23 protein-coding genes and 1 pseudogene are annotated in these 24,655 nt (G+C 59.2%); 9 read left to right on the plus strand and 15 right to left on the minus strand.

Annotation, left to right across the window (positions count from 1 at the left end; translation table 11 throughout):
* Window positions 1-100 precede the first annotated feature (100 nt).
* The 6 genes from BD293_RS08455 to BD293_RS08480 all read right to left on the minus strand — a co-directional run bounded on the left by BD293_RS08455 (window position 101) and on the right by BD293_RS08480 (window position 6,773).
* The gene (locus BD293_RS08455) at window positions 101-871 is read right to left on the minus strand and encodes a squalene/phytoene synthase family protein (RefSeq protein ID WP_142080816.1); all 771 of its coding nucleotides are present in this window, start codon (window positions 869-871) and stop codon (window positions 101-103) included.
* Complete coding sequence (locus BD293_RS08460; RefSeq protein ID WP_142080818.1) at window positions 864-1,607, minus strand: class I SAM-dependent methyltransferase; 744 nt, start codon at window positions 1,605-1,607, stop codon at window positions 864-866. Before BD293_RS08460 ends, BD293_RS08455 begins: the two co-directional genes overlap by 8 nt.
* Entirely contained in the window at window positions 1,595-3,223 is a 1,629-nt protein-coding gene (gene cimA / locus BD293_RS08465; protein WP_142080820.1) for a citramalate synthase, read from the minus strand. Before cimA ends, BD293_RS08460 begins: the two co-directional genes overlap by 13 nt.
* Entirely contained in the window at window positions 3,220-4,719 is a 1,500-nt protein-coding gene (gene cysS, locus BD293_RS08470; protein WP_142080822.1) for a cysteine--tRNA ligase, read from the minus strand. The genes cimA and cysS overlap by 4 nt, the downstream gene beginning before the upstream one ends.
* A 267-nt stretch (window positions 4,720-4,986) precedes the next feature.
* On the minus strand, window positions 4,987-5,343 hold the full coding sequence (locus tag BD293_RS08475) for a DUF5368 domain-containing protein (RefSeq protein ID WP_142080824.1): 357 nt from the start codon (window positions 5,341-5,343) through the stop codon (window positions 4,987-4,989).
* A 107-nt stretch (window positions 5,344-5,450) separates the two neighbouring features.
* On the minus strand, window positions 5,451-6,773 hold the full coding sequence (locus tag BD293_RS08480; protein ID WP_142080826.1) for an NAD(P)/FAD-dependent oxidoreductase: 1,323 nt from the start codon (window positions 6,771-6,773) through the stop codon (window positions 5,451-5,453).
* 237 nt (window positions 6,774-7,010) lie between these two features.
* Here BD293_RS08480 and BD293_RS08485 point away from each other — a divergent pair, with 237 nt between their 5' ends.
* Window positions 7,011-7,499: an RrF2 family transcriptional regulator gene (locus BD293_RS08485; RefSeq protein ID WP_142080828.1), complete on the plus strand. Its 489-nt coding sequence runs from the start codon at window positions 7,011-7,013 to the stop codon at window positions 7,497-7,499.
* Between the two features lie 17 nt (window positions 7,500-7,516).
* Here BD293_RS08485 and BD293_RS08490 read toward each other — a convergent pair whose 3' ends face one another.
* The 8 genes from BD293_RS08490 to ectA form a co-directional block, all read right to left on the minus strand.
* Complete coding sequence (locus BD293_RS08490; RefSeq protein ID WP_142080830.1) at window positions 7,517-8,164, minus strand: phosphoribosylanthranilate isomerase; 648 nt, start codon at window positions 8,162-8,164, stop codon at window positions 7,517-7,519.
* Window positions 8,165-8,173: 9 nt separating this feature from the next.
* Window positions 8,174-8,527 (minus strand): lipopolysaccharide assembly protein LapA domain-containing protein, encoded by a 354-nt coding sequence (locus BD293_RS08495; RefSeq protein ID WP_246086251.1) that lies wholly within the window; start codon window positions 8,525-8,527, stop codon window positions 8,174-8,176.
* 6 nt (window positions 8,528-8,533) lie between these two features.
* Entirely contained in the window at window positions 8,534-8,821 is a 288-nt protein-coding gene (ihfB, locus tag BD293_RS08500; RefSeq protein ID WP_142080833.1) for an integration host factor subunit beta, read from the minus strand.
* Between the two features lie 203 nt (window positions 8,822-9,024).
* The gene (gene rpsA, locus BD293_RS08505; RefSeq protein WP_142080835.1) at window positions 9,025-10,704 is read right to left on the minus strand and encodes a 30S ribosomal protein S1; all 1,680 of its coding nucleotides are present in this window, start codon (window positions 10,702-10,704) and stop codon (window positions 9,025-9,027) included.
* 372 nt (window positions 10,705-11,076) lie between these two features.
* A complete protein-coding gene (locus tag BD293_RS08510) occupies window positions 11,077-12,510 on the minus strand; it encodes an aspartate kinase (RefSeq protein WP_142084439.1) in 1,434 nt (477 codons plus the stop codon).
* Window positions 12,511-12,554: 44 nt separating this feature from the next.
* On the minus strand, window positions 12,555-12,941 hold the full coding sequence (locus tag BD293_RS08515) for an ectoine synthase (protein ID WP_071480637.1): 387 nt from the start codon (window positions 12,939-12,941) through the stop codon (window positions 12,555-12,557).
* Window positions 12,942-12,946: 5 nt separating this feature from the next.
* Window positions 12,947-14,227, minus strand: coding sequence for a diaminobutyrate--2-oxoglutarate transaminase (gene ectB, locus BD293_RS08520; protein WP_142080837.1), 1,281 nt, complete (start codon window positions 14,225-14,227; stop codon window positions 12,947-12,949).
* A gap of 51 nt (window positions 14,228-14,278) precedes the next feature.
* Window positions 14,279-14,821 carry a diaminobutyrate acetyltransferase gene (ectA, locus tag BD293_RS08525; protein ID WP_142080840.1) on the minus strand — a complete coding sequence of 181 codons (543 nt, stop codon included), beginning with the start codon at window positions 14,819-14,821 and terminating at the stop codon, window positions 14,279-14,281.
* A gap of 308 nt (window positions 14,822-15,129) precedes the next feature.
* On the opposite strand from ectA, the gene BD293_RS08530 reads away from it, so the two are divergent.
* The 6 genes from BD293_RS08530 to BD293_RS08555 all read left to right on the plus strand — a co-directional run bounded on the left by BD293_RS08530 (window position 15,130) and on the right by BD293_RS08555 (window position 21,468).
* A complete protein-coding gene (locus tag BD293_RS08530) occupies window positions 15,130-15,603 on the plus strand; it encodes a MarR family winged helix-turn-helix transcriptional regulator (RefSeq protein WP_211841003.1) in 474 nt (157 codons plus the stop codon).
* Window positions 15,604-15,857: 254 nt separating this feature from the next.
* On the plus strand, window positions 15,858-17,456 hold the full coding sequence (locus tag BD293_RS08535) for an ABC transporter substrate-binding protein (protein WP_425467923.1): 1,599 nt from the start codon (window positions 15,858-15,860) through the stop codon (window positions 17,454-17,456).
* A gap of 94 nt (window positions 17,457-17,550) precedes the next feature.
* Complete coding sequence (locus tag BD293_RS08540) at window positions 17,551-18,537, plus strand: ABC transporter permease (RefSeq protein WP_142080845.1); 987 nt, start codon at window positions 17,551-17,553, stop codon at window positions 18,535-18,537.
* A 12-nt stretch (window positions 18,538-18,549) separates the two neighbouring features.
* Entirely contained in the window at window positions 18,550-19,491 is a 942-nt protein-coding gene (locus tag BD293_RS08545) for an ABC transporter permease (RefSeq protein ID WP_142080847.1), read from the plus strand.
* The gene (locus tag BD293_RS08550; protein WP_142080849.1) at window positions 19,491-20,483 is read left to right on the plus strand and encodes an ABC transporter ATP-binding protein; all 993 of its coding nucleotides are present in this window, start codon (window positions 19,491-19,493) and stop codon (window positions 20,481-20,483) included. The genes BD293_RS08545 and BD293_RS08550 overlap by 1 nt, the downstream gene beginning before the upstream one ends.
* Complete coding sequence (locus BD293_RS08555; protein WP_142080850.1) at window positions 20,476-21,468, plus strand: ABC transporter ATP-binding protein; 993 nt, start codon at window positions 20,476-20,478, stop codon at window positions 21,466-21,468. Before BD293_RS08550 ends, BD293_RS08555 begins: the two co-directional genes overlap by 8 nt.
* An 89-nt stretch (window positions 21,469-21,557) precedes the next feature.
* On the opposite strand, the gene rlmJ is transcribed toward BD293_RS08555, so the two are convergent.
* Window positions 21,558-22,340 (minus strand): 23S rRNA (adenine(2030)-N(6))-methyltransferase RlmJ, encoded by a 783-nt coding sequence (gene rlmJ / locus BD293_RS08560; RefSeq protein WP_142084442.1) that lies wholly within the window; start codon window positions 22,338-22,340, stop codon window positions 21,558-21,560.
* Between the two features lie 357 nt (window positions 22,341-22,697).
* Between rlmJ and BD293_RS08565 the strand changes: the two genes are divergently transcribed.
* Both BD293_RS08565 and BD293_RS08570 read left to right on the plus strand, forming a co-directional pair.
* The gene (locus tag BD293_RS08565) at window positions 22,698-23,522 is read left to right on the plus strand and encodes an IS5 family transposase (protein WP_142079963.1); all 825 of its coding nucleotides are present in this window, start codon (window positions 22,698-22,700) and stop codon (window positions 23,520-23,522) included.
* Between the two features lie 7 nt (window positions 23,523-23,529).
* Window positions 23,530-24,615, plus strand: a pseudogene (locus tag BD293_RS08570) (aminotransferase); the annotation flags it as partial.
* Window positions 24,616-24,655 lie beyond the last annotated feature (40 nt).

A 24,655-nucleotide genomic window follows, 5' to 3' on the forward strand; every position in this document is an offset into this window, starting at 1 on the left:
AGGCGCGGATATTGGCAAGGCGAAGGCGGGGCGATTCAAATCTGGTTTTCATCCCATCCGGACGAAAAAGCGTGAACACCCTGTCTTGCCTGCAAGCGATTCACCACCGCCCGGACAATGCGCGCAGCAAAAGACTGCCCCGGCGCTTGAATTCCGAGCTTTGTATCCCGCCTGCCTGCACAAGATGCGGCGCTTTCGCAGCGGTTGTCAGGATTGCATCCGCCTGCCATCCCGTCAGCATGACCGGCAGCGCACAGGCGGGCACTTTGGCGCGCTGTGCCCGCGCGCGCTTTAGCCGCATCAACCCAGCCTGCGCCAGCGCCGCGACAGCATTGTCGCGCCCATCCACCAGCGGAATACGCCCCGCCGCTTCGAGGCGCGGAACAGCCAGCAACCAGTTCGCCAGCCCGGCCGCATAGCCCATGTCGCGCAGCGGCGCTTCGGCCTGCGGCCCCACCCCCAAGGCCAACGCGCCCAGCCACATCAGATGGCCGCTGGTCGCGTTCAGGTGCGCCTCCAGTGCCGCGTTATCGGCAAAGGGGTCGCGGTAGATATCCCAGCGCCGCGCGGCGATCATCTCATGACCCAACGCAAGCGGCAGGTCAGCGGCGCGCCAGAGTTCGGCCAAGGGGCTTGCCACCTCATGGGCGCGCGGCGCTTTGCCTTGTGCAATCTCGTCCAGCACATCTGCCCAGAATTGCAGCCGCATCTCGGCAATCATCGGTTCTGCCGTCATCCACGGCGCGCGCGCGATTTCCAGATTGAAAGCATAAAGCGGCCAAAGTTGTTCACGGACATCTTCCGGCGCGGCCAAGGTCGCGGCATAGCGGTCGGGGTCACCAATGCGCAGCTTTTTTGCAAGATCATTCATGCGGCAAAGGTAAGTCCGGCGCGACCACCATCAAGGCATAGGCAATCTCGGACGGGGCCGCGCGCCAGCGCGCGATCTCGCGCTCGGCCTCGTCCAGCGCCTCACTCAATGCGCCGGTGGCCTCAGGGCGCAGCTTTGCGATGCGTTTGGCCATGGGGATATAATACGCCTCCCATGCGTCGCCGATCTGCATCTGCTCGCCCAACACGCGGTAGCCCGCCGCCGCGACCCGCGCCCGAATGCCTGCCACATCGGTGATTTGCGGATACTCGGCCCAGAAAGCGCGCGCAGCCTCGGACGGGCGGGACAAAAGACACGGCTCGGAAAACGCCACTGCCCCACCCGGTGCAAGTGCTGTGCGCCACCGCGTCAGCCCCTCGGTCACGCCCAGAAAATACAATGCACCCGCGCACCAGATCAGATCATACGGACCCTTCAGCGCGGCCATATCTTCCTGATACACCTGCACGCGCGCACCAAAGGGGGCCGTGCGCTTTTGTGCGGCTGCCACGAAATGGGCGATCTGGTCCACCGCGTCGATCTGCGCTTGTGGCCGTTCCTTGGCCAACGTGACCGTATCCGCACCCGACCCGCAGCCCGCATCGCAAATCCGCGCCGCTGACGGCGTTGCTGCGACCGACAAGGCCCAGCCAAGATCTGCCGCCGCCCCCGGCCCTTCGCGCGCCAGATCCGTGTAGAGCGTCAGAAAGGCGTCTTCGCGGGTCAGGTCGGACATGAGCGCACTCCGTCGCGCAGAAATTTCCAGACAACGGCATCGAGCAACGCCTCGAAACTCGCATCCACTATGTTGGGCGACACCCCCACGGTCGACCAGCGGCGGCCCTGCCCGTCCTCGGAATCGATGATGACGCGGGTCACAGCCTCGGTCCCGCCTTGGGTGATACGCACCTTGAAATCGACCAGCTTCATGTCATCAATCGCAGCCTGATAGGGGCCAAGATCTTTCGCCAGCGCTTTTGCCAGCGCATTGACCGGGCCGCGATCATGCCCCTCAGAATCCATCGATTCCGACACCGAGAGCTTCTTTTCGTCTCCGATCTTGACCACGACCACCGCCTCGGACAGCGTGACCATCTGGTTATACTTGTTCTTGCGCCGCTCGACCGTGACGCGGTAGCGCTTGACCTCGAAGAAATCGGGCACCTGCCCCAGCGCGCGCCGCGCGAGCAATTCGAAACTCGCCTGCGCGCTGTCATAGGCATAGCCCACGTCCTCACGCGTTTTGATCTCGTCGAGAATCACGCCAAGGCGCGGGTCGCCCTTGGCCACCGCAACGCCCATATCTTCCAGCCGCATACGCAGATTCGACTGCCCCGCCTGATTGGACATCGGCACCACGCGGGCATTGCCCACGGTCGCAGGCGCGATATGCTCATAGGTGCTGGGGTCTTTGAGAATGGCGCTGGCATGCAATCCGGCCTTATGCGCAAAGGCCGAGGCCCCGACATAGGGCAGCGTACGCAGCGGCACGCGGTTCAGAATATCATCCAGCTTGCGCGAAATGCGCAGCAGCCCCTGAAGCGCGTCATGGCTGACACCCGTCTCGAACCGGTCGGCATAGGCGGGCTTCAACAGCAGCGTCGGGATCAACGTGGTGAGCGAGGCATTGCCGCACCGCTCCCCCAACCCGTTCAGCGTGCCTTGAATGTGGCGCGCGCCGGCCTCTACAGCCGCCAGCGAACAGGCCACGGCTTGCCCCGTATCATCATGGCAATGAATGCCCAAGCGATTGCCCGGAATGCCGCTGTCAATCACCGCCTTGGTGATGGCCCGAATTTCACTTGGCAGCGTGCCGCCATTGGTGTCGCACAAAACCACCCAACGCGCGCCCGCATCATGGGCGGCGTGCAGGGCTTGCAAGGCGTAGTCCGGATTCGCCTTGTGGCCGTCAAAGAAATGCTCGGCATCAAAATGTGCCTCGCGCCCTTGGGCCACGCAATGTTTGATCGACGCACCAATATTGTCGATATTCTCATCAAGGCTGATCCCAAGGGCCGTGGTCACATGAAAATCATGGGTCTTGCCCACCAGACAGACCGCAGATGTGCCTGCATTCAGCACTGCCGCCAGCACATCATCATTCTCCGCGGACCGCCCCGCGCGCTTGGTCATGCCAAAGGCGGTGAAGATGGCCTTGGTTTGCGGTTTTGCGGCGAAAAACTCGCTGTCAGTGGGGTTCGCACCGGGCCAGCCGCCCTCGATATAGTCAATGCCGAGGCTGTCGAGCATGGCCGCGATGGCGTGTTTCTCCGGCGTCGAGAATTGCACACCCTGCGTCTGCTGGCCGTCGCGGAGCGTGGTGTCGTAGAGGGTGAGGCGCTCACGGGTCATTTGAGGGCCTCTAGTTTGCTGGGGTCGAAGTCACTTGGCACCCTCGCCGAGGGCCCACCTTGGAAGTTCTGAACCCTCAAGCCTGTACTTTCGAGTGCTCGCTTCAATGCATCAGCCGCCTCGTAATTCTTTTCCATTCTTAGCGACTGCCACTTTTCCAGAAACGGTACAATTTCATTTAAAAACAATGGAGTATTTCCACTCGACATCGTTCCTGAAAGTGTCACATGATACTCACGAAACCATTGCACATTTTCTGAATTAGGGAAACCAAGTAGAGTCATCGCAGACTTGAGCTCTGCGGTCTTATTGGCTTTCGCCAATTCATGAAGTCTCGCAATCGCAGCTGGTGTATTGAGATCATCCGCAAGCACGTCTGAAGCTGAAAAGTCGACTATGTTGCTAGCTTTGACACCTTCAGTCAAATTGTACCAACCAGAGAGCGTTCTCTTGCATTCTCGCGCTTTCTCCTCCGTCCAATCCATCGGACTCCGATAGTGCGTGGACAGCATCACAAACCGGATCACCTCGCCCGGCCAGCCCTGATCTAGCAAATCCCGCACTGTGAAGAAATTGCCCAAGGATTTGGACATCTTCTTGCCCTCGACCTGCACCATCTCGTTATGCAGCCAGTAGCGCGCAAATTCGCCATGCGCGGCCCCCTCATGCTTGTGGGCACAGCAAGATTGCGCGATCTCGTTCTCATGATGGGGGAATTGCAAATCAATGCCGCCACCATGAATGTCAAACCCATGCGGATGCGCCAGCGCTTCAGCGCTCAAGCGCCCCTCGGCCAGCGGTTTTTGCCACAGCAAGTCATCCGCCATGGCCGAGCATTCGATATGCCAGCCCGGACGCCCCCGCCCCCAAGGGCTGTCCCAACCCGGCTCTTCCGCGCTTGACGGCTTCCACAAGACGAAGTCCATCGGGTCACGCTTGTATGGTGCGACCTCGACCCGCGCGCCTGCGATCATGTCATCGACCGACCGGCCCGACAGCGCGCCGTAATCGGGGTAGCTGCGCACATCGAACAGCACATGCCCCTCTGCCGCATAGGCATGACCCTTGGCGACAAGCCCCTCGATCATCTCGACCATCTGGGCGATATACTCGGTCGCGCGCGGCTCGTGGTCAGGGCGCAGCGCGCCCAAGGCGTCCATATCCGCGTGATACCAGTCAATCGTCTCATCCGTCAGCGCGCGGATGATCTCGTTCAAGGGGCGTTTATCGCCCGCCTCCTGCAACACGCGTGCGCGGGTATTGATCTTGTCATCGACATCCGTGAAATTGCGCGCATAGGTCACCTGATCCGCACCATATTCATGGCGCAACAACCGATACAGCACATCGAACACCACGACAGGCCGCGCATTGCCCAAATGCGCGCGGTCATAGACCGTGGGGCCGCAGACATACATCCGCACATTCTGGGGGTCCAAGGGCACGAAGGGGTCTTTGCGGCGGGTGCGCGAATTGTGCAGTCTGATTTCGGTCATGCCATCCTCTCAAGGCGCGCGGGCCCGGCGGAAGGTGCTGTCAGACAAGGAAGAATGCCAAAAAGACCAACCGCCGAGAAACTCAGCGGCAAATGCAGCAGGTAATGATGCGGGTCAAGGTCTTCATGCGTGCGACCATATGCGCGCGAAACTGGCCTGCCAAGCCCGAAAATGCCAATGCCCGCGCCTTTGGAAGGAAAGGCGCGGGCAGGCAAGCCGATCAGCACTGGGAGAAACCGCGATCAGCCACTCTTCCGGTGCAAAGTCTCAGATGTCGGATGTCCTGCCCCGCACAAAAGATTGCACCACATAGACAAGGATCGCAAAGCCGACCGCCCCTGCGCCAAACACACCCAGCAGCACCAGCCAGTCAATCGGCCCGCCAATATCGCGAAAGCCCGAGTTCGTCATCAGCATGACAAACCACACGGCAAGGACACCGCCGACAGGCATTGACAGTTGCGCCAGCAGAAACTTGCGCATCGACATCGCCCGATCCCGGATCAAAACATACAGATATGCCGCTGTAATCGCGGCGGCGACCGCAACCATGGCCCAGAACAGACCTCGCCCAAACATCTCCTCGAACACGGCGATGATCGTCATGAAACTGAATTCTTCCATTCTCTTAACCTTTCTGCCGACAAGATTTCATTTTCTTGCCTCAAATACTCGCGGGGGAGACGGGCTTGCCCGCCGAGGGGGCGGCAGCCCCCTCATCACGTTTGCCTTCAAGCGCGACCGCGCAGCATGGCGTTATAGGTGGCTTTCAACGCGACTTCCTTCATCAGCCACGAAATCCACAACTCTTCCAGCGGGGCGATTAGGCCGGGAAAGGACGGCGTCAGATTGTCGTGATAGTCAAATTCCACCAGCATCGCGCGGCCAATGCGTGTGATCAGCGGGCAGGAAGTGTAGCCGTCATAGATGCGGGTGCCTTCGCGCCCGGCAATCTCGCTAACTAGGTGATCTTCGACCACAGGTATGTGGAACTTGACCGAAGCCGCTGTCTTGCCTTTGGGCACCCCGTCAATATCGCCGATCCCGAAGACATTGGGATAACGCGCATGGCGCAGGGTCTGCATATCCACTTCGATCCAGCCCTGATCTGTCCAGCGATCTGCCCAAGACAGGCCAGAATCGCGGATAACTTGCGGCGCGCGCTGGGGCGGGATGACATTGATGAAGTCCCAAGTATCCGTCACATCGCCTTCGGCTGTGGTATAGGTCGCAGTCTTTGCGCCAAGATCAATCCCTTTCAAAACATGCTGATAGCGGTAGGTGATGTCGCGCTCGTCCATGATCTGGCGCACACGGTGGTGAATGACCGGCACACCAAACAGGTTTGTTGCCTGTGCGTTATAGACAAATTCGCATTTGTCGCGGTTGCCCTTGGTGGTGGCGATATCTTCGGCCATAAAACACAGTTTGACCGGCGCGCCCGCGCATTTCATCTCGGTGGCGGGGCGGCCGAACATACCGACGCCGCCCTCACTGGTGAATTTATCCATCGCGTGCCAGCTAAGTTCTGCCAGTTCGGGGCTTGCGTAATGCGCAGATATGCCATTTTCGGGCCCGACCATGTTCAGGTCAAACCCTTCAATCGCGTCCCAATCCAGCACAAGGCCGGTTGCCACGATCAGATAGTCATACTCGATCCGCGTGCCGCCGGTTGTGGTGACGCGGTTGGCCTCGGGGTCGAGTTCGGCAGCATACTCGTTGATATAGCTAATCCCGCGTGGCAGCCATTGCTCGGTCGACGTGATGGCGTAATCTGCCTTGCGCAGGCCCGTGGCAATCAGCGTAAAGCCCGGCTGGTACCAGTGCTGCGGGCGTCCATCCAGAACCGTGATCTCTGCACCATCCAGCCGTTCAGACAGACGGTTGGCTATCGCGGCACCACCGGCGCCCGCCCCAAGGATCAGGATGCGCGCATTGGTCCGCACCTGTGCTGCCCGCGCGGGCTGCCCCGCCCCCAAGGCCAGTGCCGCGCCGCCGGTTGCAAGGCCAAGAAAGCCCCTTCGGCTGGCTGTGATCTGTTCAAGTTCCTTCATGCGCTCCCCCGATCTGTTCTGCATACATATGTTCACAATGTCATATATGATTATACGTATCTTTGATCCATATCAAAACGAACCGGGCAATCTGGCATGTGACAAATTATCCCACATCGATCCCTGCCACTTTGACACGGATCAAGGACCGAAGCGATTGAATGGCTGATATTCGGCACCAGAGGGAAACCATTAAACAACGGACCAAACGCGGTGAGTTGTTGAGGAGCGGCAACCATGCGACTGACGACCAAGACCAATCTTGCCCTGCGCACGCTCATGTTCTGCGCGGTCAACAAGGACATTTTGGTGCGCAAGCAAGACGCGGCCAAGGCGATCAATGCCTCAGAAAACCATCTGGCGCAGGTCATCAATAAACTGTCGCAAGAAGGGTTCATCACCACTTTGCGCGGGCGTCATGGCGGGTTTCATCTGGCACGCGCTGCGGACGTAATCAGCGTGGGGGCGGTGTTTCGGGCCTTTGAATCCGGCCTGCCCTTTATCGAGTGCTTCTCTGACAAAAACACCTGCCCACTAAAGGCGCATTGCGGCGTGCGCCCGCATTTGTCCCGCGCGGTCGATTCGTTTTATTCGGCACTGGACGAGTTGTACCTGAACGAACTGGTCAGCTGTAACTCTGGGCTAGAGGCCTTGCTGAGCATAAGTGGCCCGCGCGCGCCTGCGAAATGTGCGGTGCAGCCTGCACCACAACTGGCGGCCGAATGAACCCTGGCGCACAACTTTCAGCCCGCTTGTGCTGCCTGAATAAAAGCAGCCATGCGTTGCGCATCTTTCACGCCCGGCGCGCTTTCCACCCCTGACGAGACATCGACCTGCCGCGCCCCTGTCAGCCGAATGGCCGCGCCAACATTTTCCGGCGTCAGCCCACCCGCCAGAAGCCATGGACAAGGCCATTGCCGCCCCTGCAACAAGCGCCAGTCAAAGGCCAGCCCATTGCCGCCGGGCAGGCGTGCATTTTTCGGGGGCTTGGTATCGACAAGGATCTGGTCGCTTACCGTAAGATATTTGTCCAGATCCGCCAGATCATCTGCATCGGCAATTCCCACCACCTTGATCACTGGCAGGCCAAAGCGCGCCCGCACTTCGGCCACGCGCTCGGGGCTTTCATGTCCATGCAGTTGCAGGACATCCGCTGGCACGGCGTGAAGAAGCGCCCCAAGTTCATCGTTCTGCGCATCCACCACCAATGCGACCTTCGTAACACCTGCCGGCACGTCGCGCATCAGGACGCTGGCGCGCTCTGGCGTAAGGTAGCGGGGGGATGGGGGATAGAAATTGAAGCCCAAGTAATGCGCACCTGCCGAAACGGCACTGTCGATCGCCGCCGCGTTGGTCACACCGCAGATTTTCACATGGACTGCATCTGTCATAACGTCAGATCACTTGCTTTCGACCAGTGCCAGCACGTCGTCCTTGCGCGTCTGGGGCGCAACTTTTTCCACGCGCTTCAGCTCCGAGCGCATTTCCTCGCTTTCGCGGCGCAAGCGCGCGGCCTCGGCGCGGTAGCCATATTCGCGGAACCATTCCCAGACAAAACCCAGCAACAACCCGATGGTAATTCCGAGGCCAAGCAAGATGAAAAGTGGCAGCGACACCGATACATCAATACCCGTGAGAGAGGCCAGCGTGTCCGGCAAGAGCTTGACCGTCACGATCGAGCGGTTCGCCAAAGCAATCGTGACAAACACCAGCGCAACCAGTGCTGCAAACCCATAGCGCAAATAAGCCATCATAGCGCGTTATACCTCCAGCCCGTTCAACCGGTCACGCAACAGCTTGCCGGTCTTGAAAAATGGCACAGCCTTGGCGTCAACCTCGACACTCTCGCCGGTTCGCGGGTTGCGGCCAACACGCGCGTCCCGCTTCTTGACGGAGAATGCGCCAAAGCCGCGCAGCTCCACCCGCTCGCCCCGGGCCAGCGCCTCTGTGATCTCGCCAAAGACAGTGTTTACGATCCGCTCGACATCGCGTTGATAAAGATGCGGGTTCTCGTCTGCTATTATCTGGATCAATTCTGATCGGATCATCGTGGTCTTCCCCCGGTCGCAAGCGGCAACCCTTGACGGGCATTGCCTAATTGTCGGGAACTATAGGCGGAATCATCTTCCGAAGGAACACAGAAAAAGCGCAACTGCGCGGAACTGCGCAATTCCTGCCGATCTGACGCCGGAAAATAAAAAACCCCGGCAGATGCCGGGGTTCTCTTTGTTTCTGCGCAGATGCGAAAAGCTTAGCTGCGATCTTTCAGGGCAGCGCCCAGAATGTCGCCGAGGCTTGCGCCAGCGTCGGACGAGCCATACTGCTCGACAGCTTCTTTCTCTTCTGCGATTTCGCGTGCCTTGATCGACAGGCCAAGACGACGTGTCTTGCTGTCTACCGAAGTCACGCGCGCATCGATCTTGTCACCGACCTGGAAACGCTCGGGGCGCTGGTCAGCACGGTCGCGCGCAAGGTCAGAGCGACGGATGAAGCTCTTCATGCTGTTATACTCGACCTCGATCCCGCCTTCTTCGATGGCAGTGACCGCACAGGTGACGATTGCGCCGCGCTTGACGCCTTCGACCGCATCCGAGAAGTTGTCATTCTCAAGCGCCTTGATCGACAGCGAAATACGCTCGCGCTCGATATCGACTTCGGACACAACAGCGTGGACCATGTCGCCCTTGCGGAACTCGGTGATCGCTTCTTCGCCGCGCTGGTCCCAGCTGATGTCGGACAGGTGAACCATGCCGTCAATATCGCCTTCCAGACCAATGAACAGACCAAATTCGGTGATGTTCTTGATCTCGCCTTCGATCTGCGTCCCGACTGGGTTGGATTCTGCGAACACTTCCCATGGGTTGCGCATGGTCTGTTTCAGACCCAGCGACACGCGACGCTTCGCGCCGTCGATTTCCAGCACCATGACATCAACCTCTTGCGAGGTGGACACGATCTTGCCGGGATGGACGTTCTTCTTGGTCCAGCTCATTTCCGAGACATGGACCAGACCTTCGACGCCTGCTTCCAGTTCAACAAATGCACCGTAATCGGTGATGTTGGTCACGCGGCCTTTGTGGACGGTGCCAAGCGCATATTGCGCCGAGACCGAATCCCACGGATCGGCTTGCAGCTGCTTGATACCAAGCGAGATGCGATGCGTTTCCTTGTTGATCTTGATGACTTGCACCTTGATCGTCTCGCCGATTGTGACGACTTCCGACGGGTGGTTGACCCGACGCCATGCCATGTCGGTGACGTGCAACAGACCGTCAACACCGCCCAGATCGACAAATGCGCCGTATTCGGTGATGTTCTTGACGACGCCATCGACAATCTGACCTTCGGCCAGCTGCGCGATAACTTCGGCGCGCTGTTCGGCGCGGGATTCTTCGAGAATGGCGCGGCGGGACACAACGATATTACCGCGACGACGGTCCATTTTCAGAATCTGGAACGGCTGCTTGAGGCCCATCAGTGGGCCGGCATCACGCACGGGGCGCACATCGACCTGAGAGCCGGGCAGGAACGCCACAGCGCCGCCAAGATCGACCGTAAAGCCACCTTTGACGCGGCCAAAGATTGCACCCTCGACGCGGGTTTCATCCGCATAGGCTTTTTCCAGACGGTCCCAAGCTGCTTCGCGGCGGGCTTTTTCACGGCTGACGACAGCTTCGCCGCGCGAATTCTCGACGCGCTCCAGATAGACTTCAACCTCGTCGCCGACCTCAACTTGTGGGGTCTCGCCGGGGTTTGCAAATTCTTTCAGATCGACGCGGCCTTCCATTTTGTAGCCGACATCGATGATGGCTTGTCCCGCCTCAATGGCGATGACCTTGCCTGTGACAACGCTACCCTCGTCGGGTGTGTCCATCTCGAGGCTCTCAGCGAGCATTGCCTCGAATTCTTCCATGGTTGCTTTAGCGCACATTCAGTTCTGCATCCTTTACATTCATGTTTCTGGCCGAGCGGTTGCCTCCGCCGGTCTTTGGTTTCGGGTTCAAGAAATCGACGAATTCCACACGAGACGAGCAACAAACACAAAGGGTCGCGGCTTGCGCCCGACCCTGCCCATCCCGCTTATGTGACCTCGACGTCTTCTTGATTGGCTGCTCTATAGGCGCGTGTGGCGCGCCTGACAAGCTGTATTGGCAGGTTTCGCACCCAAATCGGGGGGTTTTTGCCGATTTGAGGGCGTATCCGCACCATGTGGGCCAATGGGTGCGCGCGCTCGTCAGGTTTGCGCCCATCCCATACACGCCGCAGCGCGGCTCAGACATTGGCATCAAGGGGCGGCCCCGTCTCAGGCCGCCACGCGTGCTTCTGCGTGTTGCTCGGTGCTGGTGTCCACAAGCGCTTCATGCAAGACCTTTACAGCATCATCCATCTTGTCGCGCGGCACAAGAAACTGCACCTCGACACGGCGCAAGCCCTGTTGCGCGGCCAAGGGGCGCACGCCACCTGTCTCCAACGCATCCAGACCCCGCGCCAGAACCGAAACCTGACTGAGGTCAGACCCGATCACCGAAACCATCGCCATGGGGCGTGTGTTGATTTCGGCATTTGGATAAGTTTTCAGCACTTCTGCCTCTACCCGCCGGATGGCCTTGAAAGAACCTGTCAGGTAATGCGTGATCGTGTTGGCATTGGAGTGCTTGGACACGATCCACAGGTTGTGCCGCGTCAGCGCATCCAGAATGCAACTGTCATACCCTTTGACACCCACCATGTCCGGCTCGTGCACTTCGAACGCATGAATGGGCAGTCCTGTTACCATTTCAACGCGCCCGGACGTGCCGCCTTCGGGACCGATCAAGGTGCCGGGGTCTTCGGGTTCGAACGCGTGCTTTACGCGCAGGGGCACATCGGCACGACGCAGCACGCGGGCCGCGTTCGGATGGATGGCTTCCATGCCCATGTTCGACAACTGGTCTGCCACATCGTAGCTCGTGCGCCCGATCTTGACGGTGTTTTCAACCCCCACAATCCGCGGGTCCGCCGAGGACAGGTGAAATTCCTTGTGAATGATTGCTTCGCGCGCACCGGTCTGGGCGGCAAGATGTGCGAACACCACTTCGGAATAACCGCGATCATATTCATTCATCAGGCCAGAGGCACAATGCGCATAACCTGTGACAATCGGCATCTCTGTTGTCAGGTCTATGCCAGCCATCGCCTGATCCAGACGATCCGCCAAGGTCGGGTTATTCTCATCGCGCCAGCCCGACAGATCGACAAACCGTGCATTCACGCCACGGCGTTGCAACAACAGAGTTGTCACAAAGGCCGAATGCGCCTCTCCCATGCCTGACAGCAATTCGCGCACAGTCTGCATCTGCTGAGAGATACGGAAATGCCCGTATGAGCCAAGGCGCTGAAGGTCCAGCAGACAGGCACGCGTCCCCTCGATCCGGTCACGCACGAAAGCATCGGCGCGTTCACGGTCTGCGTCATGTTCCAAAATTTCTGCGTGGATTTCGCACATCTTGGCGGCAGTGTCGCGCAGGCTATCTTGCCAGCCAGAGCCGCCATCATCTGCGGCAAAGCGCGCAAACACACCGGGCGAGCCGGTTTTTTTGTGCTCCAGCAGCATATTCGTGATGCCACCAAAGGCCGACACCACAAAGACCCGGCCATAGACCGCGTCGGGTGCAAACGGCCCTACATAGAGCGTATCAACAAGTTCGCGCGCGCGGCTCATGCAAGTGCCGCCAATTTTTTCAACAGTATGCGTCATCGTCAGCTTGGGCAGGTGGCTTTTCACCCCTGCCCGCCCTTTGATCAGGAAGTTTCCAGTGCGTAAGAGCCGTCAGCCTGATGCACTTCTTTGCCTGTGACAGGCGGATTGAAGCAACAAGCGAACACCATCTCGGTGCGGCACCGCAAAGTATGTTTGTCGTGCAGGTTCAGCGCGTACATCACGCCGGGGCGCAATTCATGGACCGTGCCGGTTGCAAGGTCTTCGATGCTCCCCTCACCCGAGATGCAATAGACGCTCTCGAAGTGGTTCTTGTAGTGGAACGTGTGTTCGCTGCCCGCCGCAATTGTGGTGATGTGGAATGAAAACCCCATCCCGTCATCGGCCAGCAACATGCGTACCGATTCCCATTGCTGGTCTTTCACGCGACGATCGGTATGTTTGACTTCGTGTAGATCTCTTACAATCATTGTGCTTACTCCGCTGCTATTTGATAGGACGCGCGCTGCGCCTTGACGGCAGCTTCCAGAATGTCCAGGCCATTCGCAAGCTGTTCTTGCGGAATGGTCAGAGGGGCCAGAACTTTGACGACTTCATCATGGGCGCCCGACGTCTCGATGATAAGACCTTGCTCGAAACAGGTCGCGCAGATGTCTGCCGCCATGTCGCCTGCTCCGACATCAATGCCCTGCATCATGCCGCGCCCCTTGAGGCTGGCCCCCGGCACAAGCGCTGCAATTTCTTGCAGGCGTTCGGTCAGAAAAGCGGCCTTGGCCTCAGTCTGGCGCTGAAAGCTGTCATCAGACCAGAATTTTTCCAACGCGACCCGCGCAGTGACAAAGGCGTGGTTATTGCCACGGAATGTGCCGTTATGCTCGGCAGGTTTCCAGATATCCAGATCCGGGCGGATCAACAGGCCAGCCATGGGCAGGCCCATGCCGGACAGCGATTTCGCCAGCGGAATAAGATCAGGCTTGATACCCATACCTTCAAAGCTGAAGAATGGTCCCGTGCGCCCGATCCCGGCCTGAATGTCATCCATGATGATCAAAGCGCCATGTTCGCGCGCCAATTCCTGAAGACCCTTCAGAAACTCGCCAGAAGCAGCATTAAGGCCGCCTTCGCCCTGAACAGGCTCGATCAAGAAAGCCGCAGGTGCCTCGATGCCGCTGGACGGATTTTCCAGCATGGAACGGATCATCGCCAACGAATCAACGCCGTCGATTGCCCCTTCATATGGCATGCGTGCAACGCCGCTCAGCGTTGTGCCCGCCCCTGCCCGCTTACCAGCATTGCCGGTCGCGGCCAGTGCGCCCATCGTCATGCCATGAAAGCCGTTGGTAAACGCAATGATCGTGTCGCGCCCTGTTGTCTTGCGCGCCAGTTTCATCGCGGCCTCGACCGCGTTTGTGCCTGTGGGGCCGGTGAACATGAACTTATAGTCCATATCGCGCGGCTTCAGGATGACACGCTCGAACACTTCAAGGAACTCGGCCTTGGCGTCGGTGTGCATATCCAGACCATGCGTCACGCCATCACGCGTGATGTGCGCGATCAGCGCTTCTTTCATGTCCGGGTCGTTATGGCCGTAGTTCAGCGACGAGCAGCCCGCCAGAAAATCTGTGTAGCTGCGCCCCTCGGAATCGGTCAGGGTTGCGTTCTGCGCCTTCGAGAAACTGACAGGAAATGCGCGACAATAGCTGCGTGCCTGCGATTCGCGACGCGTGTAGATATCGGTATGTGTACCAATGGTCATGGCGATAAGCCTTTCGGTTATTTTGATTAAAGAAGCTGTGACGTCGACCGATCAGGCGACAGAGCGCAGCTTTTTGCGTGGCAACGAGATCGTCACCAAATGTTCTGTGGCGTGCTGGCCATCCAGATGCTCTTCGCGCTCGTAATGCGGTGCATCGGTCAACTCTCCGCCCATGTCGCGTGCGAAACTTTTGAACAGACCCCATGAAGCAGCATTGCTTTTGGTGATCGTGGTTTCCAGCTTCGTCACTTTTGTGCAGGCTGGGCGCTCCAGCAATGCCTTGAGCATACGCTTGCCTAACCCTAGGCCGCGCGCATCATCATGGACCGCAACCTGCCAGACAAACACCGTGTCGGGGCTGTCGGGTGGAATATGCCCAGATACCCAGCCCAGAATTTGGCCGTCACGCTCTGCTATGACGCAGGTCTGCGCAAAATGATCGCATTGCACGACATTCATATACATCGAATTCTGATCGAGAGGTGGACACTCGGATACAAGCTTCCACACCTCTGAGCCATCAGCTGTCGATGGCATGCGCAGTGCGAGCATGCCTTTCGGATTCGTGTGCAAGGTCAGATTTTGTTTTGACATGTAAATTCTTTTCCGTTGTCCCATCTGTGAGCGCTCAATATAAGAGGTCTGATTTATATTTCAACACAAAGAATACCTGACCCAACGTTGACGACTTTAATTATTTATAACAGTTAGTTACAGACGAACCGCCCCTCATATTCGCAGGTAGATTAAAAATTTAGTTTGCTTACAGATTGATTAGTCTTACGAACTTTATTGCGAAAGGCGGCGCAGGGCAGCTTGCCTTTTCGCATTTGGCGGGGCACAGTCATCGCCACCTTTAATAGCCTTCGCTGGACCAAGTGTTAGACAGATCTTCTGAAACTTTGATTGCCCTACGCCGCATTGTACATGCGCTTGAGGCGAATGCCCGCGAGATGGCGCGTGCGTCGGGGCTGACGCAGGCGCAACTGCTTGTGCTGCACACATTGTCGCGCAACGGGCAAGAAATGCCGCGCGACATCGCGCGGTCACTGGGTGTCGGACAAGCAACAATCTCGATCCAGATCGACAAGCTGGAAGCCCGCGGCCTTGTGCGCCGCGAGCGCCGGCAGGCCGATCGTCGCGCGATTTGGGTTATCCTGACCGCAACGGGGCGCAACCTGCTGGATCAGACGCCAGACCCGTTATACGAGCGGTTCAGCGCACGCTTTCGCGACCTGTCACCTTGGGAGCAAGCGATGCTTATGGCGGTCACCGAGCGTGTGGCCGGAATGCTGGACGCAGAAGATACCACGCCGCTGTTGCACCCTGCTGAAACGGGCGATGTCGCTGCGCTCTACTCATCCGAGTCGTCATAACCCAGCCACAGCATCCCGAAGTTGACCCAGCGACAAGACCTACGAAATACGCTTCTGTCACGGTCTGTTGACTGGCGCGGTCACAGGCCACGCTGCGCGCAACCCACTGTGATGACGTATATTCCCTGAAACGTTGCGCCGCCGCGCCATCCCACGGTGCTTGCTTGACTCACTGTGAGAAACCACACCTGAATTGAGCAGGTCTCTCGGCAATGAGCTGCCTCAAATGAGAGATACAACACAGGGAGTATACCATGTTCATGAAAACCAACCGAGCGCAGACACGCGCGCGCCTGATGGCGGGAATCGCGACGGCTGCGGTAACGCTGACGGGCGTAATGGCCAGCGCGGAAACTGTGCGCTGGGCACGGGTCGCAGACGCCTTGACGCTGGACCCCCACAGCCAGAACGAAGGCCCCACACATACACTTAACCACCATATCTATGAAACGCTGGTGGGCCGTGCTGTCGACGGGTCGTTGACAGAAGGTCTGGCCACCGAGTGGGGCATCAGTGAAGATGACGAGAATGTCTGGGTGTTCCAGATCCGCGAAGGTGTCACCTTCCATGACGGCACGCCCATGACTGCGGAAGATGTCGTCTTCTCGCTGGACAGGGCACGCACGCCCCCATCGGGCATGGCCGCCCTTCATGCGGCCGTTGAAGAAGTGACTGCGGTAGATGACACCACAGTCCATGTGCGCATGTCCGGCCCTGCCCCCCTCTATGTGCAAAACCTGACCAACACCTTCATCATGTCGAAAGCATGGGCCGAGGAAAACGGTGTTGAGACAGCGCCGAACTTCGCCGCCGGTGAAGAAGCGTATTCGGTACGCAACACCAATGGCACCGGCCCCTATGTCATGGTCGAGCGCGACCCCGAAGTGCGTACTGTGCTACAAGCCTTTGACGGCCATTGGGCCGACGCGCCCGAAGTGACCGAAGTTATCTACACCACGATCTCCGAAGCGGCGACCCGCGTGGCCGCCCTGTTGTCGGGCGAAGTGGACATCGTGCAGGACGTGCCGGTTCAGGATATCGCGCGGCTGGAACAGACGGACGGCGTGCGCGTCGTGCGCGGGCCAGAGAATCGCAATATCTTCTTCAGCTATGACATGAGCTCGGAAACGCTGGCCAGCTCGGATGCGGATGACAACCCTTTCGCCAAGCCCGAAGTGCGCGAGGCCATGTCACTGGCAATTGACCGCAACGCCATCCGTCAGGTGGTGATGCGCGGCGAATCGCAGCCCTCTGCGGCACCCCTGCCCCCCTTCGTCAACGGCTGGACCGAAGAGATGGACGCGTTCGGCGACCCTGATCTGGAACGCGCGGCCGAGTTGATGGCTGAAGCGGGTTATCCCGACGGGTTCTCGGTGCAGCTTGATTGCCCGAATGACCGTTATCTGAACGACGAATCGATCTGTCAGGCGCTGGTCGGTATGCTGGCGCGCATCGACATTCGCGTGGACCTGAATGCACAGACACGTTCGCTGCATTTCCCGCTGATCGAGAACTGGGAAACCGACTTCTATCTGCTGGGCTGGGGTGTGCCGACATTTGACAGCCAGTATGTGTTCGATTTCCTCGTGCATACGCGCGAAGGCAGCTACGGCTCGTTCAACGGGTCACGCTACTCGAACCCTGATCTGGACGCCAAAATCCAGTCATTGTCCACGATGACCGATCTGGAAGCGCGCGACGCCATGATCGCGGAAATCTGGGAAGAGGTGATGGAAGAGCGAATCTTCCTGAACGTGCACAATCAGGTTCTGGCCTATGCGATGCGCGATGACATCAATCTTGATGTGCACCCAGAGAACCAGCCGCGCATGACGACTGTCACGTTCGACTGATCCGGCCTTGACCTGTTTGCCCGCGCGGGGTACCTCGCGCGAGCACGCTTTAGGGCAGGAATGCTGACTATTTCTGCAAGCTCGGGGGTCTCGGATGGCTGCTTTCATTCTGCGTCGACTGGCTCAATCGGTCATTGTGATGCTGACCGTGGCCTTGGTGGCTTTTGCCCTGTTCCGGTTTGTGGGCGATCCCATCGCCTCGATGGTGGGGCAGGAAACCACGCTGGCCGAACGGGCAGAGTTGCGCACAGCCCTTGGGCTGGATGAACCGTTCCTTGTGCAATTCGGGAATTTCGTTGCCCGCGCGGTCACAGGGGATTTCGGCATCTCATACCGCCTGCAACAGCCGGTGATGGAATTGATCATGTCACGCCTGCCCGCCACGCTGGAACTGGCGATGGTTTCGGGCATTCTGGCCTTCGCGTTCGGGGTGGGATTTGGCGTCTATACTGCGTTGCGCCGTGGTGGCTGGGCGTCGAGCACGATCATGACAGTCTCGCTGATCGGGGTATCGCTGCCGACATTTCTGATCGGTGTGCTTCTGATATGGGTTTTCGCCGTTGAATTACAATGGCTTCCGTCCTTTGGGCGCGGGGACACGGTTTACATCGGGGACTGGTGGCGCACCGGGCTTTTGACCGAATCAGGACGCGCCTCGCTTATCCTGCCGGCGATCACGCTTGGGCTGTACCAGATGACGCTGATCATGCGCCTTGTACGCGCCGAAATGCTGGAAGTTCTGCGTACCGACTACATCAAATTCGCCCGCGCGCGCGGGCTGTCGAACCGCGCTGTGAATTTCGGTCATGCGCTGAAAAACACGCTTGTGCCCGTCATCACCATCACGGGCTTGCAGCTTGGCTCGATCATCGCGTTCTCGATCATCACCGAGACGGTGTTCCAATGGCCCGGCGTAGGCGCGTTGTTCATCAACTCGGTCCGGTTTGTCGATGTGCCGGTGATGGCGGCCTATCTGATGCTGATCGCGCTGGTCTTTGTCGTCATCAACCTGATCGTTGATCTGCTCTATTACGCTGTCGATCCGCGCCTGCGCGTGGACCGGGCCAATGCGCGGCACTGAGGGGAAAACACCATGAGTGACATCATCAAAAAGCCAGAGCCGGGGCGTGTTGCGCGTGCATGGGATAGTGATATCGCCTATTCCTTTCGGAAATCGCCCTTGGCAATCGTCGCGGCAGGTGTGTCGCTGCTGATTATTCTGGCGGCTATCTTTGCCCCTTGGATTGCGCCGCATGATCCGTTTAACCCCGCCTCGCTGAACCTGATGGACGGCTTCACCCCCCCGATGGAGCCGAACCAGTTTACCGGCAACACCTATTGGTTGGGCACGGATAATCAGGGGCGCGATGTGTTCTCGACCATCCTGTATGGCGCGCGCATATCCTTGTTCGTGGGCTTCATGGCCGTGGCCTTTGCGATGGTGCTGGGCATCACGCTGGGGTTGATTGCAGGCTATCGCGGCGGCTGGATCGACAGCCTGCTGATGCGGGTTGCCGATGTGCAGCTGACCTTCCCCTCTATTCTGCTGGCATTGCTGATTTTCGGGGTGGCGCGCGGCTTCATCCCCCCTGCCTACCGAGAAGCGATGGCCATCTGGGTCTTGATCGTGGCGATCGGCCTGTCGGAATGGGTGCAATATGCACGCGTTGTGCGCGGGGCCACGATGGTCGAGAAGTCCAAGGAATATGTGCAGGCCGCCCGCGTGATTGGCGCGCATCCGGCCAAGATCCTGATCCGCCACATCCTGCCCAATGTCATGGGGCCGGTGCTGGTGATTGCCACGATTGGCCTAGCGCTGGCGATTATTGCCGAGGCGACCTTGTCCTTCCTTGGCGTCGGTGTCCCCTCGACCCAGCCCAGCCTTGGCACGCTGATCCGCATCGGGCAGGGATTTTTGTTTTCGGGCGAGTGGTGGATTTTGTTGTTCCCGTCGCTGACGCTGCTGGCGCTGGCGTTGTCGGTCAACCTGCTGGGTGACTGGCTGCGCGACGCCCTGAACCCGAGGTTGCGCTGATGAAGCCCCCTATTCTGTCCGTCCGCGATCTGGTGGTCGAGTTTCCCACCCGTCGCGGCACCCTACGCGCGCTTGATCATGTGTCTTTCGACATTGCCGAGGGGGAAGTTCTGGGCATGGTCGGCGAATCCGGCGCAGGCAAATCGCTGACGGGGGCCGCAATTATCGGTTTGTTAGAGCCGCCGGGGCGCGTGGCCAGCGGCGAAATCTGGCTGCGCGGCGAGCGGATTGACAACCTGCCGCGCGAAAAGATGCGGCGCATTCGCGGGCGGCGGATTGGCATGGTGTTTCAAGACCCGCTAACCAGCCTCAACCCGCTTTACACAGTGGCCGAGCAACTGATCGAGACGATCCGCACGCATATGGACGTGTCCGAGAAAGAAGCGCGCAAACGCGCGGTCGCCCTGCTGGACCGTGTCGGCATTCCCGCAGCGGCACGCCGGATTGACGACTACCCGCATCATTTCTCAGGCGGTATGCGCCAGCGTGTGGTGATTGCCCTCGCACTTTGCGCAGAGCCGGAACTGGTGATCGCGGATGAGCCGACGACCGCGCTGGATGTCTCGGTTCAGGCACAGATCATTGATGTGCTGAAGGAAATCTGTGCTGAACGTGGCGCGTCGGTCATGCTGATTACGCATGACATGGGGGTGATTGCGGAGACGGCTGACCGTGTGGCCGTACTCTATGCCGGGCGGCTGGCCGAGATTGGACCGGTGCGCGACGTGATTCAGGCCGCTGAACACCCCTACACGGCAGGGCTGATGGGCTCGATCCCGACATTGACCCAGACGGCAGAGCGGTTGACGCAAATTCCCGGCTCCATGCCGCGTCTGAATGCGATCCCCCAAGGCTGCGCCTTTAACCCGCGCTGCACCAAGGCGTTTGATCGCTGCTTCCGCGACCAGCCGGACCTGATCCCGCGCGCGGATGGGCGACAGGTGGCGTGCTGGCTGTATGAAACCGCGAAAAGCGAGGTGTCCAATGGCTGATGTGCTGTTGTCGGTCGAGGGGCTGACGCGCCGGTTTGATGTCTCGAAACCGTGGCTGAACCGCGTGATCGAGCGCGAGGGCAAGCAATTCCTGACCGCCACAGAGGACGTCGGATTCGAGATCAAGCGCGGCGAGACATTCGCGCTGGTGGGCGAGTCGGGTTCTGGCAAATCAACCATCGCCAAGATGATTGTGGGCCTGCTGGAGCCGTCGGCAGGTGTCATCAAGTTCGACGGGCAAGAGATGGACTTCGCATCAGGTGCTGCCATGCGCACCCTGCGCCGCCGTTTTCAGATGATCTTTCAAGACCCGTTCGCCAGCCTGAACCCGCGTTGGCGCGTAGAGGATATCATCGCGGAACCTATCCATACGTTCGGGTTGCTGCGCGGGGCTGAAATCAGCAACGAAGTGGGCCGATTGCTGGATCTGGTCGGCTTGTCGGCAGCAGACGGGACGAAATTTCCGCATGAATTCTCTGGCGGGCAACGCCAGCGCATCGCCATCGCGCGGGCCTTATCCTCGAAGCCTGAATTTATTGTCTGTGACGAGCCGACCTCGGCGCTGGATGTGTCGGTGCAAGCGCAAATCCTGAACCTGATGCGCGATTTGCAGGATGAATTCGGCCTCACCTATCTGCTTATCAGCCATGACCTGAGCGTAGTGCGCCACATGGCCAAACGTATTGGCGTGCTGTATCTGGGCCGACTGGTCGAGGTTGCTGAATCCAAACGTCTGTTCACCGACCCGCAGCACCCTTACACGCGCATGTTGCTGGACGCGGTGCCGGACCTTGCGCTGTCGGGCCGCAGACGGATGCCGGTAACAGGCGAAATCCCCAACCCGATCAACCCGCCTTCTGGCTGTACCTTTCACCCAAGATGCCCAAAGGTGATGGATATCTGCCGTCGAGAGGTTCCCCGCATCACAACAACTGCCACCGGCACTGCCGAATGCCACTTGCTGACGACGGAAGATGCGACCTAAAACGAAGGGGATCAGGCGAGTCACTTGCTTGAGGAAGGCACGCTAAGCGCTTGTTTATTTGTGTAATAAAGGCGCGCCACCTTCGCCTCTCAACCGCCAAGCGCACGGATCATGGCATCCAGACGCGCGCCCTCTTCGACCATACCCCAAGGCGGGTTAATGACCACCAGACCAGAGCCAAACATCCCGCGCCCTTCGCGGATCGGTGGAAAGGCGGTTTCCAGAACGGCGGCGTCCGGGTGGTCCGTGCGGATCTCGGCAATCATATCACGATGCAGTCCCGCGCTTAGCACCGGATACCACAGCATGAGTATGCCGACATTCCACTTGCGCCGGATTTGCGTCACGAAACCGGGCAAAGTGGCATAATCCGCCTTCACTTCGTATGACGGGTCGATCATCAGCACACCCCGGCGCGGCATGGGCGGGCAGATGGCTTGCGCCAACTCGAACCCGTCGCGGCGCTGCACGGACGCACCATATTCAACCAACGCGCCATGAAGCGCGCTGTATTCCTGTGGGTGCAATTCGGCGAATGTCAGGCTGTCTTGCGCGCGCAACAGGCTGGCCGCAATCAGGGGTGACCCGGGATAGGCCATATCCCCATAGCGCGCACGCACCGCGTCCAGCACGCGGCCATAGGGGTGGTCCGGGCCAAAAGCCGCCTCTGCACGCAAGATACCAGCCGCAGCCTCGCCCGTTTTGCGGGCTTCGGGTGCATCAAGCGCATAGAGCCCGCGCCCTGCATGCGTCTCGATATAGCTCAGCGGTTTGTCTTTGGCTGTCAGATAGGCCAGCACCCATGCCAGAAGCGCATGTTTGTGAACATCTGCCAGATTTCCGGCGTGGTAACTATGTTGATACGACAGCATGGCGCGGATGTGGCATGTCGCGCGCATAACATCAATCCACCTTGTGCGCGTGCGACAAGCACCGAGGCGAGGCGCTTGGCGCGACAGCGCGCGCCCTCAATCTGCCAAACGACGCTGGCACCCGCGCGCAGAAGATCATAGGCTGTCCGGGCTGATGAAAGGATCACACACATGCATCTCTCGCCTGCGCTTGCCGCGACACTCTCACCTCCGGTTATGCAGGCGCGCACCTGGCTTGAAGGCGTGAATTTCCCGCCTGAACGCCCGCTCTTGAACCTTAGAGCCCGATTTAAAAGTAGTTGAGTGAGTTCAGCAGGTTGTGATTCTATTCGGTTGTGAAGCTGAACGGAGACCCCAATGGCCTGGACCGAACTCACCCGTCGCCAACATGACCGAAAAGGCGGCAGATACGCAAGCGATATGACTGACGCAGAATGGTCGTTGATAGCGCCTTTGATGCCGCCACCCAAGACAACCGGCAGACCACGCACGACAGATTTGCGCGACATCTTCGACGCGATCCTCTACATCGCAACGACCGGATGCCAGTGGCGCATGTTGCCCCACGACTTTCCGCCGGTGTCGACGGTGCGGGGTTATTTCTACACGTGGCGTGATAACGGCTTGCTTGAGGAGATGAACCGCCAGCTGGTTGAAGCCGCGCGATTGGCCGAGGGCCGTAAAGCCCAGCCAACAGCCGGGGTCATCGATAGCCAGAGCGTAAAAACCACTGAAAGTGGAGGGGTTAGCGGCTATGATGCAGGCAAAAGGATCAAGGGCCGCAAGCGCCACATCGTAACCGACACGGTAGGATTACTGCTGAGCCTGGTGGTCCATAGCGCCGGAATTCAGGACCGGGATGGTGCGCCGGATGTGTTGAAAGCTATCGTCGCACGCTACCCGTCATTGCGGCACGTATTCGCTGACGGCGGGTATGCAGGGCCCAAGCTACGGGATGCGCTAAAAGCCCTCGGCCGATGGACCGTCCAGATCGTCAAGCGCTCCGACACCGCGGAGGGCTTTGAAGTGCTGCCACGACGGTGGGTCGTCGAGCGCACCTTTGCTTGGCTGAACCGATGTCGGCGCCTGTCGAAAGACTGGGAGAAATCCATCGCAAGCGCAGAAGCTTGGATCCTCATCGCACACATTAGACGCGTAACGCGGCATCTCGCAAGAAACTGAAATACAACGAAGAGTTTTGAATCCGACTCTTAGCCAAGCCGCGCCCGTGGCCCCGCCCCCGCCAGAGTTGCAAGATGCGATGCGTGAGGCGTTGCGCGACCCGGCCACGCATCTCTATGGCCTTGTGCTTGGCCTGCCAGAATTGCGCGATGCGCTGGCGCGGAACATGCGCACCCATTATGGCGGTCAGATCGCCGCCAGTCAGATCGCCATCACCTCTGGCTGCAATCAGGCATTCTGCGCGGCCATTGCCAGCCTCGCCGGGCCAGGGGATGCGGTGATCTTGCCGACACCGTGGTATTTCAACCATGCCATGTGGTTGCAAATGCAAGGGATTGACGCAACCCCACTGCCCTGCGGGCCCGACATGTTGCCCGACCCTGACCTTGCCGCCACAGTTATAACACCCACCACGCGCGCCATTGTGCTGGTCACACCCAACAACCCGACAGGGGTTGAATACCCGCCGGCCCTGATTGCCGCGTTTCGTGATCTTGCGCGCACACGCGGGCTGGCCCTGATCATTGACGAGACGTACCGCGATTTCCACAGTCAGGACGGCGCGCCCCACACGCTGTTTACAGACCCCGATTGGGACGACACGCTGATCCACCTCTACAGCTTTTCAAAGTCCTTCCGGCTGACAGGCCACCGCGTCGGCGCGCTCGCCACGAACCCTGCGCGCTTGGCGCAGATCGAGAAATTCCTCGATACCGTCACCATCTGCCCCACGGCTTTGGGTCAGCGCGCAGCACTTTGGGGGCTGGAACATCTGGGGGACTGGCTGGCGGGCGAGCGCCTTGAAATCCTGCGCCGCCGCGCAGCCCTGCAAGACGAGTTTGCGCATCTGTCCGAATGGGGGCTGAAAGGCTGCGGCGCGTATTTCGGCTATGTCGCGCATCCCTTTCCGATGGACGCAGCGGAATTGGCACAAAAACTGGTCACAACAGCCAGCTTGCTTGTGCTGCCGGGCAGCATGTTCACCCCGACTGATGACCCGACAGGTGCGCGCCATCTTCGTATCGCCTTTGCCAATGCCGATTGCGACGGGATTGCCGAACTCACGCAGCGCTTGGGAAAACTTGACCTCTGAGCGCTTGCCCCCGCCAGCACCTTTGCTTACACACGCACAC

It is taken from the genome of Roseinatronobacter monicus (genome assembly GCF_006716865.1).
Taxonomy (GTDB): Bacteria; Pseudomonadota; Alphaproteobacteria; order Rhodobacterales; family Rhodobacteraceae; genus Roseinatronobacter; species Roseinatronobacter monicus.

What these genes read in the sequence shown, in the direction of transcription:
- ectA (WP_142080840.1), bottom strand. Translation starts at nt 14,821, where the DNA reads ATGTCAAAACAAAATCTGACCTTGCACACGAATCCGAAAGGCATGCTC.
- BD293_RS08495 (WP_246086251.1), bottom strand. Translation starts at nt 8,527, where the DNA reads ATGATGGCTTATTTGCGCTATGGGTTTGCAGCACTGGTTGCGCTGGTG.
- BD293_RS08490 (WP_142080830.1), bottom strand. Translation starts at nt 8,164, where the DNA reads ATGACAGATGCAGTCCATGTGAAAATCTGCGGTGTGACCAACGCGGCG.
- BD293_RS08555 (WP_142080850.1), top strand. Translation starts at nt 20,476, where the DNA reads ATGGCTGATGTGCTGTTGTCGGTCGAGGGGCTGACGCGCCGGTTTGAT.
- BD293_RS08550 (WP_142080849.1), top strand. Translation starts at nt 19,491, where the DNA reads ATGAAGCCCCCTATTCTGTCCGTCCGCGATCTGGTGGTCGAGTTTCCC.
- cimA (WP_142080820.1), bottom strand. Translation starts at nt 3,223, where the DNA reads ATGACCCGTGAGCGCCTCACCCTCTACGACACCACGCTCCGCGACGGC.
- BD293_RS08460 (WP_142080818.1), bottom strand. Translation starts at nt 1,607, where the DNA reads ATGTCCGACCTGACCCGCGAAGACGCCTTTCTGACGCTCTACACGGAT.
- BD293_RS08480 (WP_142080826.1), bottom strand. Translation starts at nt 6,773, where the DNA reads ATGAAGGAACTTGAACAGATCACAGCCAGCCGAAGGGGCTTTCTTGGC.
- rpsA (WP_142080835.1), bottom strand. Translation starts at nt 10,704, where the DNA reads ATGTGCGCTAAAGCAACCATGGAAGAATTCGAGGCAATGCTCGCTGAG.
- rlmJ (WP_142084442.1), bottom strand. Translation starts at nt 22,340, where the DNA reads ATGCTGTCGTATCAACATAGTTACCACGCCGGAAATCTGGCAGATGTT.
- BD293_RS08455 (WP_142080816.1), bottom strand. Translation starts at nt 871, where the DNA reads ATGAATGATCTTGCAAAAAAGCTGCGCATTGGTGACCCCGACCGCTAT.
- BD293_RS08485 (WP_142080828.1), top strand. Translation starts at nt 7,011, where the DNA reads ATGCGACTGACGACCAAGACCAATCTTGCCCTGCGCACGCTCATGTTC.
- ihfB (WP_142080833.1), bottom strand. Translation starts at nt 8,821, where the DNA reads ATGATCCGATCAGAATTGATCCAGATAATAGCAGACGAGAACCCGCAT.
- BD293_RS08510 (WP_142084439.1), bottom strand. Translation starts at nt 12,510, where the DNA reads ATGACGCATACTGTTGAAAAAATTGGCGGCACTTGCATGAGCCGCGCG.
- BD293_RS08475 (WP_142080824.1), bottom strand. Translation starts at nt 5,343, where the DNA reads ATGGAAGAATTCAGTTTCATGACGATCATCGCCGTGTTCGAGGAGATG.
- ectB (WP_142080837.1), bottom strand. Translation starts at nt 14,227, where the DNA reads ATGACCATTGGTACACATACCGATATCTACACGCGTCGCGAATCGCAG.
- BD293_RS08545 (WP_142080847.1), top strand. Translation starts at nt 18,550, where the DNA reads ATGAGTGACATCATCAAAAAGCCAGAGCCGGGGCGTGTTGCGCGTGCA.
- cysS (WP_142080822.1), bottom strand. Translation starts at nt 4,719, where the DNA reads ATGACCGAAATCAGACTGCACAATTCGCGCACCCGCCGCAAAGACCCC.
- BD293_RS08535 (WP_425467923.1), top strand. Translation starts at nt 15,858, where the DNA reads ATGTTCATGAAAACCAACCGAGCGCAGACACGCGCGCGCCTGATGGCG.
- BD293_RS08515 (WP_071480637.1), bottom strand. Translation starts at nt 12,941, where the DNA reads ATGATTGTAAGAGATCTACACGAAGTCAAACATACCGATCGTCGCGTG.
- BD293_RS08540 (WP_142080845.1), top strand. Translation starts at nt 17,551, where the DNA reads ATGGCTGCTTTCATTCTGCGTCGACTGGCTCAATCGGTCATTGTGATG.
- BD293_RS08565 (WP_142079963.1), top strand. Translation starts at nt 22,698, where the DNA reads ATGGCCTGGACCGAACTCACCCGTCGCCAACATGACCGAAAAGGCGGC.